At 71.0% G+C, this 13,744-nt stretch carries 12 protein-coding genes and 1 riboswitch; of the genes, 8 read left to right on the plus strand and 4 right to left on the minus strand.

Annotation, left to right across the window (positions count from 1 at the left end; all coding sequences use genetic code 11):
- Positions 1-6: 6 nt before the first annotated feature.
- Complete coding sequence (locus tag KLI87_RS05760; RefSeq protein ID WP_156214519.1) at positions 7-789, plus strand: type III pantothenate kinase; 783 nt, start codon at positions 7-9, stop codon at positions 787-789.
- Here the strand turns inward: KLI87_RS05760 and KLI87_RS05765 are convergent.
- Positions 764-1,993 carry an MFS transporter gene (locus KLI87_RS05765; protein WP_214616087.1) on the minus strand — a complete coding sequence of 410 codons (1,230 nt, stop codon included), beginning with the start codon at positions 1,991-1,993 and terminating at the stop codon, positions 764-766. The genes KLI87_RS05760 and KLI87_RS05765 overlap by 26 nt on opposite strands.
- A gap of 101 nt (positions 1,994-2,094) precedes the next feature.
- On the opposite strand from KLI87_RS05765, the gene KLI87_RS05770 reads away from it, so the two are divergent.
- Both KLI87_RS05770 and lysX read left to right on the plus strand, forming a co-directional pair.
- Positions 2,095-3,063 carry a LysR family transcriptional regulator gene (locus KLI87_RS05770; protein ID WP_156214517.1) on the plus strand — a complete coding sequence of 323 codons (969 nt, stop codon included), beginning with the start codon at positions 2,095-2,097 and terminating at the stop codon, positions 3,061-3,063.
- Positions 3,060-4,577: a bifunctional lysylphosphatidylglycerol synthetase/lysine--tRNA ligase LysX gene (gene lysX, locus KLI87_RS05775; RefSeq protein ID WP_308165867.1), complete on the plus strand. Its 1,518-nt coding sequence runs from the start codon at positions 3,060-3,062 to the stop codon at positions 4,575-4,577. The genes KLI87_RS05770 and lysX overlap by 4 nt, the downstream gene beginning before the upstream one ends.
- A 157-nt stretch (positions 4,578-4,734) precedes the next feature.
- On the opposite strand, the gene KLI87_RS05780 is transcribed toward lysX, so the two are convergent.
- Together KLI87_RS05780 and KLI87_RS05785 are read right to left on the minus strand one after the other, a co-directional pair.
- A complete protein-coding gene (locus KLI87_RS05780) occupies positions 4,735-5,958 on the minus strand; it encodes a cytochrome P450 (protein WP_214616088.1) in 1,224 nt (407 codons plus the stop codon).
- A 138-nt stretch (positions 5,959-6,096) separates the two neighbouring features.
- Entirely contained in the window at positions 6,097-7,119 is a 1,023-nt protein-coding gene (locus KLI87_RS05785; protein WP_214616089.1) for a LacI family DNA-binding transcriptional regulator, read from the minus strand.
- 560 nt (positions 7,120-7,679) lie between these two features.
- Between KLI87_RS05785 and KLI87_RS05790 the strand changes: the two genes are divergently transcribed.
- A complete protein-coding gene (locus KLI87_RS05790; RefSeq protein ID WP_214616090.1) occupies positions 7,680-7,910 on the plus strand; it encodes a LuxR C-terminal-related transcriptional regulator in 231 nt (76 codons plus the stop codon).
- A gap of 422 nt (positions 7,911-8,332) precedes the next feature.
- Here KLI87_RS05790 and KLI87_RS05795 read toward each other — a convergent pair whose 3' ends face one another.
- Positions 8,333-9,376 carry an NlpC/P60 family protein gene (locus KLI87_RS05795; protein ID WP_242882205.1) on the minus strand — a complete coding sequence of 348 codons (1,044 nt, stop codon included), beginning with the start codon at positions 9,374-9,376 and terminating at the stop codon, positions 8,333-8,335.
- A 3-nt stretch (positions 9,377-9,379) separates the two neighbouring features.
- A riboswitch (cyclic di-AMP (ydaO/yuaA leader) is annotated at positions 9,380-9,585 on the minus strand.
- Positions 9,586-9,857: 272 nt separating this feature from the next.
- Between KLI87_RS05795 and KLI87_RS05800 the strand changes: the two genes are divergently transcribed.
- From KLI87_RS05800 to KLI87_RS05815, 4 genes are all read left to right on the plus strand, one after another.
- A complete protein-coding gene (locus tag KLI87_RS05800; RefSeq protein WP_374225421.1) occupies positions 9,858-10,367 on the plus strand; it encodes an amino-acid N-acetyltransferase in 510 nt (169 codons plus the stop codon).
- Between the two features lie 5 nt (positions 10,368-10,372).
- Entirely contained in the window at positions 10,373-11,200 is an 828-nt protein-coding gene (locus KLI87_RS05805; protein ID WP_214616091.1) for an RDD family protein, read from the plus strand.
- A 7-nt stretch (positions 11,201-11,207) separates the two neighbouring features.
- Positions 11,208-11,789, plus strand: a complete 582-nt coding sequence (locus KLI87_RS05810; RefSeq protein WP_156214511.1) for an RDD family protein — start codon at positions 11,208-11,210, stop codon at positions 11,787-11,789.
- Positions 11,790-13,230: 1,441 nt separating this feature from the next.
- Positions 13,231-13,554, plus strand: coding sequence for an Lsr2 family protein (locus KLI87_RS05815; RefSeq protein WP_156214510.1), 324 nt, complete (start codon positions 13,231-13,233; stop codon positions 13,552-13,554).
- Positions 13,555-13,744 lie beyond the last annotated feature (190 nt).

Raw genomic sequence — 13,744 nt, forward strand, 5'->3', positions numbered from 1 at the left:
GACCTGATGCTGCTCACCATCGACGTCGGTAACACCCACACGGTCCTCGGCCTGTTCGAGGGCGAGGAGGTCATCGAGCACTGGAGGATCAACACCGATCCGCGGCGCACCGCCGACGAGATCGCCGTGGTCCTGCAGGGGCTCGTCCAGCAGAGCCCGCTGCTGGCCGACACCGACATCAGCGGCATCGCGCTGTGCTCCACGGTCCCGTCCGTCCTGCACGAGATGCGGGAGATGTGCCGCCGCTACTACGGCGACGTGTCCGCGGTGATCGTGGAGCCGGGCGTCAAGACCGGGGTCCCCGTCCGGATGGACAACCCCAAGGAGGTCGGCGCCGACCGCATCGTGAACGCGCTGGCGGCCGTCCACCTGCACCGGGGCCCCGCGATCGTCGTCGACTTCGGCACCGCCACCACCTTCGACGCGGTCTCGGCGAAGGGCGAGTACGTCGGCGGCGCGATCGCGCCCGGTATCGAGATCTCGATCGACGCGCTGTCCTCGCGCGGCGCCCAGCTCCACAAGATCGAGCTGGTCCGGCCGCGCAGCGTGATCGCCAAGAACACCGTCGAGGCGCTCCAGTCCGGGATCATCTTCGGCTTCGCCGGGCAGGTCGACGGCATCGTAGCGCGGATGGCGGAGGAACTCGCCGACGACCCGCAGGACGTCACGGTCATCGCGACCGGCGGCCTGGCGCCGCTCGTGCTGGAGGAGTCGCGCCGCATCGACGTGTTCGAGCCGTGGCTCACCCTCGTCGGGCTGCGGCTCATCTACCAGCGGAACACTCCGTGAGCCGCTCCGCCGCCTCCGGCCGCGCCGTGGCGTTCCGCCGCCACACGTAGGCGAGGCAGGCCGAGGCCAGCACGGCGAGCGTCGCCAGCAGCGCGTCCAGCGGGACGAGGCCGTCCAGCCTCGTGAGCACCAGCGGCGTGAACATCCCCACGTAGACCAGGGCGTATGCGGCGGCGGTCAGACCGGCGAGCTCACCCGGCCGCGCCATGCGCGCGACCTCCGTGAGGCTGTAGTTCAGGACGAACCCGTACCCGCCGCCGAGGAGCAGGGCCGCGACCGCGTTCAGCGCGGGCTGCTCCAGCCCGACGGTCAGCGCGGCCGCGACGAGGCCGGAGATGATCCCCGCCAGCCCGGTGCGCGCGACCAGGCGCGGATGCCGCCCCTCCAGGCGCCGCGCCACCGGCTGCGCCGCCATCCCGGCCGCCAGCGTCAGCGCCGTCATGACCCCCGAGTACACGATCGGCAGATGCCGGACGGGCACCCGCGTCGGGAGCACCGCGAACGCGGTGACCGGCGCGGTGAACGTCCAGATCGCGACGGGCGCCACGACCTGCCAGAACCGCGCCCGCCCGACCCCGCCGAGCCGCGGCCCCCGGCCCTCGACCGGCTTCGGCCGCCGGACGCTCGTCTCGCGGACGCGGAACGCCAGCGGCACCGCCGCCACCATGATCAGCAGATGCGGGACGTAGGCGGTGACCAGCGGGTCCGGGGCCCACTGCGCGACCAGCGAGGCCACCAGCGGCCCGGCGCCGAACCCGGCCGAGACCGCCAGCGCCGTCAGCCGCGTCCCCGAGCGGGGCGACAGCTCCTTCGCCCACGCCGTCCCGGTCGCGAGGACCGCGCCGGTCACGATGCCCGCCAGGAAGCGGCCTACATACAGCAGCGCCGGGGCCGTCGCGCCCGCCATCAGCACCAGCGTCACCAGCGCGGACACGGACGCGAACGGCAGCGCGATCCGCCGCCGCCCGAGCCGGTCGGAGGCGGGCCCGCCGAGCACGAGGCCCGGCACCAGCCCCAGCGCGTAGATCCCGAACATCGCCTGCGCGGCGCCGTCGCCGAGGTGCAGCCTCCCGCTGTAGAGCCCGAGCAGCGAGGCGAACTGGTTCGCGCCCCAGCCGACGCCGAACATGATCGATGCGACCGCGCCCGGCCCGGCGGCGCGGCGCGGCCGGGACGAGACGGATGACGAGGTCGTGGCAGCCATGAGCCCCTGTCTACGTCGCGAAACGCCTGAACTCCGCATCTCTTTACATTTCGTGAACCCGGGCCGGATCGCCGGATCGGCCGGTGGCTACCGTGGACGGTATGGAGTTGCGGGAGCTGGCGTCGTTCCTCGCGGTGGTCGAGGAGGGACGGTTCGCGCGGGCGGCCGAGCGGCTGTTCCTGTCGCCGCCCGCCGTGACCGGGCATGTCGCGCGGCTCGAACGCGAGCTGGGCGTGCCGCTGCTGGAGCGTTCCCCGCTGCGGCTGACCGAGGCCGGGGAGCGGTTCGTCCCGCACGCCAGGGCCGCGCTCGCCGCCGTCGCCGCCGCCGCCGGGTCCGTCGCCGACCTCGGCTCGGGCGACGCCGAGCCGGTGCTGCGGGTCGGCGTGATGGGGCACGGGTCCGCCGAGCTGACACCGGCGATCATCCGCGCGTTCCGGCAGGCCAGGCCGCTGACACGGCTCCACATCGAGCCGCTGGACTTCACCGAGCACGTGTCGGCGCTCCTCCAGCGCAAGGTGGACGTGGCGTTCGTCCGCCCCGCGGTGGACGACGACCGGGTGGCGGTCGACGTGCTGACGACCGAGCCGCGGATCGTCATCGTCCCCGCGTCCAGCCCCCTCGGCGACGCGGATTCCGCGCGCCTCTCCGACATCCTCGACCTGCCGTTCCTCACCCTGCCGCCCACGACCCCGCGCGCGTTCCGGGACTACCTGTACTTCAACTCCGCGCGCGGCGGCGCCGGGCCCCGCCGCGGCCCCGACCAGGCCCGCAACCCGCACGAGGCCCTCGCCAGCGTCGCCGCCGGGCGCGGCACCGGGTCCGGGCTCGCCTCGTTCGCCCGCTTCTACTCCTGGCCCGGTGTCCGGTACCTCCCGATCGTGGACGCGCCGTGGGACAACAGCGTCCTCACCAGCCGGCGGGACGACCCGTCCGCCGAGGTCCGCGCCTTCCGGACGCTGGCCGCCGCCCTCGCCCGCGACCTCGGCCCCGTGCTGGCGCGCGGGCCGGGGGCCGTCCGGGAAGTGGTTCGCGGCGCACCGAGCGGGCTGGATAGCCTTGAGCCGTGAGTGACGAGACCAACGACACCGCTCCGAGCGGGGACGCCGGCGCCGAGCTGCCCGAGCAGATGCGCGTCCGCCGCGAGAAGCTCGACCGCCTCCGCGAGAGCGGGACCGACCCGTACCCGGTGACCTTCCCGCGCACGGCGACCATCGCCGAGATCCGCGAGAAACACCCGGACCTGGAGCCGGGCACCGAGACGGGCGAGAAGGTCGGCGTCACCGGTCGCGTCATGCTCGTCCGCAACACCGGGAAGCTGTGCTTCGCCACCATCCGGGACGGCGGCGGCGACATCCAGGTCATGCTGTCGCTGGCCAACGTCGGTCAGGAGCGGCTCGACTTCTGGAAGCGCGAGGTCGACCTCGGCGACCACATCGGCGTCGAGGGCGAGGTCATCACCTCCCGCCGCGGCGAGCTGTCGGTCATGGCCGAGTCCTTCGCGATCACCTCCAAGTGCCTGCGACCGCTTCCGGACAAGCACGCCGGCCTCACCGACCCCGAGGCCCGGGTGCGGCAGCGCTACGTCGACCTGATCGTCAACGACGAGGCCCGCAGGATGGCGCGGGTCCGCAGCGCCACCGTCCGCGCCGCGCGCGACTTCTGGCAGGACGAGGGCTACCTCGAAGTCGAGACGCCGATGCTCCAGCCGATCCACGGCGGGGCGGCGGCGCGCCCGTTCCAGACGCACATCAACGCCTACGGCATGGACCTCTACCTGCGCATCGCGATCGAGCTGTATCTCAAGCGGCTCGTCGTCGGCGGCATCGACAAGGTCTTCGAGATCAACCGGAACTTCCGGAACGAGGGCGCGGACTCCACGCACAACCCGGAGTTCACGATGCTGGAGGCCTACGGCACCTACCTCGACTACAACGACATGGCCGACCTGACCCAGCGGATGTACCAGCGGGCGGTCGTCGCCGCGCTCGGCACGACCGTGGTCGTCCGCGACGGCGTCGAGATCGACCTCGGCGGTGCCGCGTGGCCCCGCGTCACCCTGTACTCCCTGGTGTCGGACGCGGTCGGCGAAGAGGTCACGCCGCACACGCCGATCGAGACCGTCCGGGGGCTCGCCGACGCGCGCGGCATCGCGTGGGACCCGAAGTGGGGGCAGGGCAAGCTCGTCGAGGAGCTGTTCGAGGAGCTGGTCGAGCACACGCTCGTGCAGCCCACCTTCGTCATGGACTACCCGGTCGAGACGTCCCCGCTGGCCCGCCAGCACCGCGCGGAGCCGCTGCTCACCGAGAAGTGGGACCTCATCGGCTTCGGCACCGAACTCGGCACCGGCTACTCCGAGCTGACCGACCCCGTCGAGCAGCGCCGCCGCCTCACCGAGCAGTCCCTGCTCGCGGCGGGCGGCGACGTCGAGGCCATGCAGCTCGACGAGGACTTCCTGCGCGCGCTGGAGTACGCCATGCCCCCCACCGGCGGCGTCGGCGTCGGCATCGACCGCATGATCATGGCCTTCACCGGCAAGGGCATCCGCGAGACGATCCTGTTTCCCCTGGTCAAGCCCGAGTGATCACGACCGCTCGGCCGGCCGCGGCACCGGCGGCCCCCTCGGGCTGAGCGGCGCCGGCGCGTTCCCCGTCGCCCTTTCGCCGCGTAGGGCGGAGGGGCTCTGAGGGGCGCCTGTCCGCGCCGTGACGCTCGACGGCGGGCCCTTTGCCGGGCGGGCGTCAGAGGGTCACGGGAAGGGCGCGTAGGCCGCGCAGGACGAGGTTCTCGCGGTAGGCGAGGGGCGCGCCGGTGAGGGCCACGTCGCGCTCGAAGAGTTTGCGGAGCGCGATCTGGCCCTCAAGGCGGGCCAGGGGCGCGCCCAGGCAGAAGTGGATCCCGTGGCCGAACGTGAGGTGGTGCGGGGCCTCGCGGCCCCGCGCGCGGGGGGCGGCGTAGCGGCGCAGGTCGAGGCGGTCCGGGTCGCGGAAGGCGGCCGGGTCGCGGTTGGCGGCGCCGGTCAGCAGGAGGACGAGCCGTCCGCGTTCGATGAGCGAGCCGTCCAGCTCGACGTCGTCGAGGGCGGCGCGCATCGTGAGCTGGACGGGTGGGTCGTAGCGCAGGACCTCCTCCACGGCCGCCGGGGCGTCGCACGGCCGCGCCCGGAACGCGGCGAGCTGCTCGGGGGAGCGCAGCAGCGCCAGCGCGCCGTTGCCGATGAGGTTGACGGTCGTCTCGTGGCCCGCGACGAGCAGCAGCACGCAGGTGGCGACCAGCTCGTCCTCCGACAGGACGTCGCCGCCGTCCGACACGCGCACGAGCGCGCTGAGCAGGTCGTCGCGCGGGCGCGCGCGGCGGCACGCCGCCAGCTCGCGGAAGTAGGCCCCGAACTCCTCGCGCGCGTCGTCGCGGCGCCTGATCTCCTCGCCCGGCAGCAGGAAGTCGGGGTCGAGGCCGCGGGCCAGGCAGGTCGACCAGCCCTTGAACAGCGCGCGGTCGCACGCCGGGACGCCGAGCATCTCGCTGATCACGATGACCGGCAGCGGGTAGGCGAGCGCGGAGACCAGGTCGGTCTCGCCGGACGCGGCGTCCAGCAGCTCGTCGACGAGCGCCTCGATCCGCGGCCGCAGCCGCTCGACGAGGCGCGGGGTGAACGCCTTGCTCACGAGCCCGCGCAGCCGCGTGTGGTCGGGCGGGTCGAGGGTGAGGAAGGAGCGGTGCCGTTCGGCGATGTCGCGCCACAGGCCGCCGTTCTTCGGCTGGTGCCCGAACCGCGGATCGCGGAGGACCCGATCGCACAGCTCGTAGGACGTGGCGACCCACAGGCCGATGTCGGTCCGCTGGAGCCGTCCGCCGGCCGCCAGCGCCCGGTAGTGCGGGTACGGGTCGGCGCGGAAGGCCGGATCGGACGGGTCGAACCCCAGGATCGCCGCGGCCTCGACCGCCTGCTCCGTCGCTTCCTCCATGGCCCAAGTCACCACGATCGGCGAAATCCTGTCAACAGAGACAACGCCCTGTGGACAACCTGGTCCATCCGAGCCAACCCATTTGGCCAATTCGGTTATTGGCCCACGAATCGGGCGCGCAACAGCGCCCGAACAGGGTCAGGCCGACTCGCGCACGACCAGTTCGGGGGTGAGCACCACCTGCCGGTGCTGGTGGGCCTTACCCTCCCTGATCTCGGCCATCGCGAGTTCGGCGGCCTCCTCGCCCAGCTCGCGCCTCGGCTGCCGCACGGTCGTCAGCGGCACCGCGGCGCTCGCGGCCAACTCGATGTCGTCGTAGCCGATGACCGCGATGTCCTCCGGGACGCTGACGCCGAGCCGGGTCAGCTCGTTGATCACGCCGATGGCCAGCAGGTCGTTCGCGCAGAACACGCCGTCCGGCGGCGGCGACATCCCCATGATCCGCTGCGCGGCGACCTGTCCCTCGGCCGGGCTCAACGCGTCCTGAACAAGGGTCTTGGGCTTACCGAAACCCGCCTCGACGAGGGTCCGGGCGGCGCCGTCCCGGCGCTCCACACAGGGGCGCGGCTCGGGCGCGCCGGTCACGAACGCCACCCGCTCGCAGCCGATGCCGAGCAGGTGCGCGGCGGCGATCTCGCCGCCCGCGACATGGTCGACCTGGGCCGAGCACGCGTCGGGCCCGTCGCGGTCGATCAGCACGACGCTGAGGCCCGCCGCGCGCAGCCGGGCGATGTCGCCGGACTCCAGCCCCACCGGGATGATCATCACTCCGGCGGCGCGCTGGTCCTCCAGCAGTTCGAGCGAGCGCCGCTCCTTGGCCGAGGAGTGGTCGCTCGACAGCCAGAGGGCGTCGTGCCCCGAGGCGTTGAGCGCTTGCTCGGCGCCGCGGACGACATCGGTCGCGTAGGGGTTGGTGAGGTCCTCGACGACGACGCCGAAGGCCCGCCGGCGCTCGTCGCCGAACTCTCCGGCGGTGCGGTCGGGGCGTTGGCGGAGCCGTCTGGCGGACTCGTTCCGGACGAATCCGAGCTCCTCGATCGCCGCTCGGACGCGGTCACGGGTAGCTTCGGCCACGAGGTCTGGCCGGTTTAGGACATTCGAAACGGTCCCAACTGAGACCCCGGCTCGCCTCGCGACCTCACGAATACTGGTCTGTGGCAACTCGCTCCTCGTCCGCCCCGGATCTGTTTTCGCAGGTAGTGGAGTTTTCCATATCTAGCCCCCGGACAGTCGGTCACGCAAGGCAACCATACGAGCACAGATTGCATTTAACCAGCGCTTGACGGGCCGGATCCGGCCGCCTAGCGTTCCGGCACGAGCGTAGCTTGAAACGATTCACGATCTTCGTCCGCGCGGAGATTTCGTGAGTCCAACCGGAAGGGACGGTTTCGATGGCTGGCGATCGTGACCCGTCCCCGGCGAGACATACCCCGTTCCGAAGGGGCCTCCCCACGCCGTCGTGGGCCGGCCCGGACCTGGGAGCGTGTCGTCGTCCGGTAGGCCAACGAGTGAATCGTCACCCGGAGTTCCCCCGCTCGACCCAGCAATCGGCCCATCGGCCACCTCCGGCCAAGCGCGCGAGACAGCAAAGGAACCCGATGATCTAAGTCCGGAAGGCTCCGGACCCGGCAACCCAACGCGTACAGATCGAGGCCAACCCGTGCCTGTGCAGCGGACGGCTGCATCCCCGCGGTCATCAACCACGGACGAGGGAGGACGGAGTGGAACAGGCCACACTGCTGCGACGTGGCATCGACGATCTGCGGCTGAGCGATGAGGAGATTCGGCTGCTCGCCCAGATCGCCAGCGGTGTCACCGCCGATGTGGCGGCACGCAAGCTGGAACTGAGCGCACGGACCCTACGCCGGCGGCTGCGGACCATCTGCGACCGGCTGGAGGTCAACACCCCTATCGAGGCCGTTGTGTGGGCGGCCCGGAGGCAGCTCATCTAGCGGAGTGCACAGACGACGCCCGTCAGGGGACGGCGGGCGTCACCAAGGAGAGAACAGGCGGCCAACTTTCGCGAACTCCGTCCGACCCCGCAGCGGCGGCGCCGACGGCCTGACAGGTAGGTCCCTGCAGCAGGCGTCGCCGCGGACGTTGTTCGTCGCATCGCACCACCGCTCGTCGCACCACCGCTCGTCGCACCACCGCTCGTCGCAAGAACGCTCGTCGCAAGACCGTTCGTCCTGTCACCGCCGCGGCGGCACGGGCCCTGACCGCGCCCGCCACCGCCGTCCGCGGGACATCGTGCGCCACCTCCGGTCGAGAGGCGAGTGCCATCCCCGGTCCGTCCGGCGGATGCCATGTCACCTCGGCTTGCGGGTCGGCGGGCTCCCGGCTGTCGACTGGGCCGGACTGGGCTGGGTTCGGCTCAGGCGACCCGGACCCCGCCCGCGAAGGGACGACCCCCCATCGGGGCGATCTTCACGACGTCGCCGGTGTGCGGGGCGTGCAGCATCTTGCCGCCCCCGATGTACATCCCGACGTGGTGCAGGTCGGAGTAGAAGAACACCAGGTCGCCCGGCTGCAGCTCGCTCTCGGAGACGTGCGTGCCGGCGTTCCACTGGCTGCCGGTGTAGTGCGGCAGGTTGATGCCGACCTGCTTGTAGGCCCACATCGTCAGACCGGAGCAGTCGAACGTGGTCGGCCCGGAGGCGCCCCACACGTACGGACGCCCCATCTTGGTCATCGCGATCCGCAGCGCCTGCGCGGCCTTGCCCGTGCCGACGGTGGGGAGCTTGGTGAGCTGGGTGGGGTCCTCCTTGACCAGCTTGCCGCGGATCTTCTCATAGCTCTGCGAGACCTTCTTGCGCTGGGAGTCGAGCTGGCTCCGCAGCTGCGCCACCTGCTGGGCGCGCGCCTCGGCCGACTTGCGGGCGCGCTGGGCGCCCTGCATGGCCTGCATGAGCCCCAGGACCCTCGTGCTGTCCTGGGTGGCGAAGTAGTTGAGCGTGGCGGCCTGGTCGAGGACGGCCTGCGGGTCCTGGGAGGCGACGAAGGACACCGTGGGGTCCGAGCCGCCCTGCATGTAGCTGGTGGCGGCCAGCGCGCCGACCTTGTCGCGGATTCCCTTGAGCGACTCTTCCTGGCGCTTGGCGTTGTCGGTGGCGACCTTCGCGGCCCGCTGCGCCTGCTGGAGCTTGACCTTGAGCCCGTTGTACTGCTCGGTCATCTGCTCAAGCTGGTCGGCGAGTTTGAGCGCCTGGGCCCTGAGCTCCTTGGTCGTGGGCTTCGGGTCGGCGTGGGCGGCCGCGACGGTGTGCGGGGCCAGGGCATGGGGGGCGACGGAGACGACGGCGAGCGCGCCGGCGACGGCGATCGCGCGTCCCCGGAAACGGGCCGGGTGCCCATTCGCCGGGCTTGCCTTCCGTGGGCGTGCAGAGCGTGAAACGGGTGCGGGCCGGGACGGCTCCACCGATTCTCCTCTCCTCGTCCGCCTACCGAGTTAGCTGACGGGTTCGGGCCGGAGCAGCCCGTCCGCAGGCACGCGCGGATCGGTCCGCGCGCGAATACGGATTCACCCCTGCCGGCCGCTTCCCTGGACGCTGTCCCGGGCGGCCGGGAGTGGGGTCCCCGGCTCCTCGGGACACTGGTTGCGACCCGGGGACTCGGCGGTTCGGCCTCCGCCATGCGGTTGGCCGACGTCAGCGCAGGACACTAACGGACCCGGCATTGGATGCCAACCAGAACATGCGAATTCGCTGGTCGCCATGACAGTTCCGCACCCGATCGCGGTGCGGATAGTGCGCTTTGGCTCACTTTCCGTAGGCGGACTAGTTCTTGTTGGCTAGTTATGAAGGCCCGGCGGGCGGGCGGGCGGCTCACCGCCCCATCGGCGCGGACGCGGGAGCCCGGTGTCCGACCCGCTGTCCGGTGTTCGATAATCTCGCCTGTTTGTGGAAGTCGAGATCAGGCGTGCCCGCACCGCCGATGTTCAGGAGATCCGCAGACTGGTCGGCCTGTACGCGGGAACGGGGCGACGCCTGCTCAAGAAGTCCACGGTGAAGCTGTACGAGGACGTACAGGAGTTCTGGGTCGCGCAGGACGCCGACGGGCGCGTCCTCGGCTGCGGCGCGCTGCACGTGATGTGGGAGGACCTGGCCGAAGTCCGCTCCGTCGCGGTGGACAAGGGGCTGACCGGCAGGGGCATCGGGCACCGGATCGTCGACCGGCTCCTGGAAACGGCCCGGGAACTCGGCGTGCGGAGGGTGTTCTGCCTTACCTTTGAAGTGGAGTTCTTCGTCCGCCACGGCTTCGAGCAGATACTCGGGACCCCGGTGGCGCCGGAGGTGTATGAGGAACTTCTCCGCTCTTACGACGAGGGCGTGGCAGAGTTCCTCGACCTCGACCGGGTCAAGCCCAATACGTTGGGCAACACCCGGATGCTGCTTCGCCTGGAGGACTGACCGCAATGAGTGAGAACCCCGACCGCGGGCGGCCTTACCACCCGCAGCAGGGGCAGGGCTCGTACGGCCCCCCGCCCCCCTACCAGGGCCCGCCGCAGTGGCAGCAGCAGCCTCAGCAGCAGCCTCAGCGGCCGCAGTCACCGCCGCCGCAGCAACAATGGCAGCCGTCCCATGAGGCGCCGTCCTATGAGCAGCCGCGGTCTTATGAGCCGTCCTATGAGTCGGCCTACGACCAGTACCCGGGGGGCGGCGCCTATGACGGGAGCGCCGCCGATCTGCCCCTCGCGCCCATCCACCGGCGCGCCGGCGCGCGCGTCCTCGACAACGCGCTCGTCGCGGTCTTCGGTTTCGCGCTCGTCCTCCCGATCACGGTGGGCGCGTTCGGCCTGGGCAAGCCCGGCAGCAAGGCGGAGGACGACGGCGGCATCTGGAACTGGCCCATCATCTTCACCCTGTTCTGCGTTCTGTCGGTTCTGCCGTTCATCTATGAGGCCGTCCAGTTGTCCGTGTGGGGGAGGACGCTGGGCAAGCGCGTGCTCGGGCTGGGCGTCGTCCAGGTGCGTCCCGCTGGAAACGCCATCACGACCACCCAGGCGGTGTGGCGCGCCGCCATCACCCATGTCGCCTACCAGTTGGGCGTGTTCTTCTTTCTCGTGCTCGCGGTGATGGTCTGGAACTACGCTGCCTACGGCATGTTGCTCGTCTGGGCGGGCGCGCTGATGGCGCACCTGTGGGCGATCTGGGACCAGCCCCTGCACCAGGCCCTGCACGACCGTTTCGCGGGGACGATCGTCATCGACGAGCGAGTGGACGACTACGACTACGCGGAGTAGTTTCTCGATGACGGCATCGCAGCACCCGGACGAGCCGCTCACCGACCCCGCCGAACCCGCCCGCCCCGACGCCGACCCCGAGCCCGACGCCGAGCCTTCCGGCGAGGCCGTGGCCGAGGCCGCCGCCGGGCCGGACGGGCTCGCCGAGCCGGGGCAGCGGCTGCTGGCCCGCATCGTCGACACGCTCATCGTCGGCCTGCCCGTGATCGTGGTCGTCCGCGAGCTGGTGTCCGGGAGCCGGGTGGACGTCGTGGCGCCGCCGGCCGTCGCGGGCTGCCTGCTCGTCTACGACGCGGTCCAGCTGGCCGTCTGGGGCCGGACGCTGGGCAAGCGCTTCGCCGGTATCGAGGTCGTCACCGCGACCGGGCCCCGGCGCGCCCGGCTGGGGATCCTGCGGTCGATCGCCCGCGCGGCGGTCTACGCGCTGCCCGTCGCCGTCCGGCCCGTCCCCGTGCTGGGCCTGCTCGCCGGGGTCTTCTGGGTCGTGAACGCGGGGCTGCTCTATGAGGGCGCCGGCCGCCAGGCGGGCCACGACCGGCTCCTGAACACCCAGGTCCGCAAACGCCCCCGCTCGTCGCCGCCCGAGTAGGCGGCCTTCTGGGCGCGGGCGCCCTTTCGGCCGGGCGGTTCCCGTCATCGCGCCGCGGGCTGTCAGGTCGTTGCTGACGGCCGTGTAGGCGTCCGTAAGGCTCTGGGTGTCAGGCGAGGTGCCCGGAAGCCTCCATCGGTTCTCAGGAGCCTCCTCGGCCCGCGCCGGCGGCTTTCCGGGCGCCATCGCCGGGAGCCGTGTTTCTCCGGACGACGCTCGGCGGCGGCCGGTGGCAGGGGTGTCCGCCAGGTCTCAAAGGACCGTTCCGGTGGTCAGTTCAACGTGGTGCTCCCGATAGAACCGTATGCGCGTTCTGTATACCGAGCGCAGTAGGAGGCCGCGTTCACTTTAGGGCCGCGGTTAGGAGCTCGTGATAGCAGCGCAGGGCCTACGGCGCTTGGGTCGGACGAGGTCCGTTCACAGATCCACTAGCGCGTCGGCAGGTGGACGTTAGGGAGCGTCCAGGCGTGGCTTTCGGTTCGCCGCCGCGAACGTTCACCCCCGGTCCACAAGCGGGCCTGGGGTGGGCTCTAAGGCGGCCGCCAGGTGGGCGGGAATCGGTGCACTCGGGGGGAATGTGACACTCGTTCCGGTTACGGCCCCGAATCGGGGCGGATGTGTCCTGTCCCGGACGCCCCCTCCGCTTTGTGGGGTGCTTCGCGCGCCGGTGACGGCCAGGCTTCATAGGGCGAAGGACTAACGGTGGATGGGACGACGTCTCGGTTGGAACGGGCCTTTCGGCCCGCGCGGCGGGAGCCCGCGCGGGGTGGACTGGTCTGGTCTGGTCCAGGTTCCGAGACGGGGTTGATGAAGCAGGGCAGGAGGTGGGATTGTGCCGCTAATCCGCTGAAATCGGGATCGACTGTCCGCTCGACGTCGCGCGGGGATAGCGGATCGTGACTTCCCGTCACGGAGACATGGCAAGAAGATTTCGTCGGCGGCGCACTCGCCGTTATCCAGCGACATCCGCCGGTGAGCGGCGCGGAACCCCTCCCGCCGGGCAGGGCCTCGGGCGCGCCGCCCATTCCCCTGCGGTGCGGTAAGTCCGTTACGCCGGTCTAAAGGTTCGGGCGGGGCGGAGGCCCCCGGCCTGTTAAGGTCCCAGCGGGCTCTTTTTCGTCGGACGGCGCGGGCCTGGAAAGCCTGGACGCCCCGAAACCCTGTCCAATCCGCGATCGGCGGCCCAGGTCAGGACGGGTGGACGGTGACGCCGGTCACGCCGAAATCCCCGCCGCGGGCACGTCCACCCGGACAATTGCCGCGGCGCGGAGCCGCCGTGCCCGCCGTCCCGGGTGGTCATGGCGGATTCGACGGTCAACGCTTACGCGATGTCACTCCGGGTGGACGGCTTCATCACGGGTGTTGAATTGTCATCGGCGGAGTTCTCGGTATATCTTTGTCAACCGAATGCAAGTTTGCTCCAGCCGAAAGGTCTGTCCCCATGGCACAGAAGGTTCAGGTGCTTCTCGTCGACGACCTCGACGGTGGCGAGGCGGACGAGACCGTAGCGTTCTCGATCGACGGCGCCTCCTACGAGATCGACTTGAGTGGCTCCAACGCGAAGAAGCTGCGGGATTCCCTGCACCCGTTCGTGGAGAAGTCGCGTAAGGCGGGCACGGGTACCCGCCGGCGCCGCCAGCGCGGCGCGTCCAGCCGAGAGCGCAGCGCCGAGATCCGCGCCTGGGCCAAGAACAATGGCATCAAGGTCAATGAGCGCGGCAGGATCCCGGCCACGGTGATCGAACAGTACGAGGCGGCCAACTGATCCGCTCGTCCGCCAACGGCCCGTCTCCCTTCGTGGGACGGGCCGTTAGCTTGTGGCGCGGAGGAGCCTTGTCATGAGGGCCTTGTCATGAGGGCCTTGTCATGAGGCCGCCGTCATGGGGCAGGGCCGACCCGTCATCGGTCATCGGTCGTCGGACGAAGCCGCTTCTCGCGAGGGCCCGGTGTTTGTC

Source organism: Actinomadura sp. NEAU-AAG7, from assembly GCF_018603865.1.
Lineage (GTDB): Bacteria > Actinomycetota > Actinomycetes > Streptosporangiales > Streptosporangiaceae > Spirillospora > Spirillospora litoris.

Excerpts from the sequence above, each read along its gene's own strand:
- KLI87_RS05770 (WP_156214517.1), top strand. The coding sequence starts at position 2,095 with ATGGAGTTGCGGGAGCTGGCGTCGTTCCTCGCGGTGGTCGAGGAGGGA.
- KLI87_RS05780 (WP_214616088.1), bottom strand. The coding sequence starts at position 5,958 with ATGGAGGAAGCGACGGAGCAGGCGGTCGAGGCCGCGGCGATCCTGGGG.
- KLI87_RS05810 (WP_156214511.1), top strand. The coding sequence starts at position 11,208 with ATGACGGCATCGCAGCACCCGGACGAGCCGCTCACCGACCCCGCCGAA.
- KLI87_RS05805 (WP_214616091.1), top strand. The coding sequence starts at position 10,373 with ATGAGTGAGAACCCCGACCGCGGGCGGCCTTACCACCCGCAGCAGGGG.
- KLI87_RS05765 (WP_214616087.1), bottom strand. The coding sequence starts at position 1,993 with ATGGCTGCCACGACCTCGTCATCCGTCTCGTCCCGGCCGCGCCGCGCC.
- KLI87_RS05815 (WP_156214510.1), top strand. The coding sequence starts at position 13,231 with ATGGCACAGAAGGTTCAGGTGCTTCTCGTCGACGACCTCGACGGTGGC.
- KLI87_RS05760 (WP_156214519.1), top strand. The coding sequence starts at position 7 with ATGCTGCTCACCATCGACGTCGGTAACACCCACACGGTCCTCGGCCTG.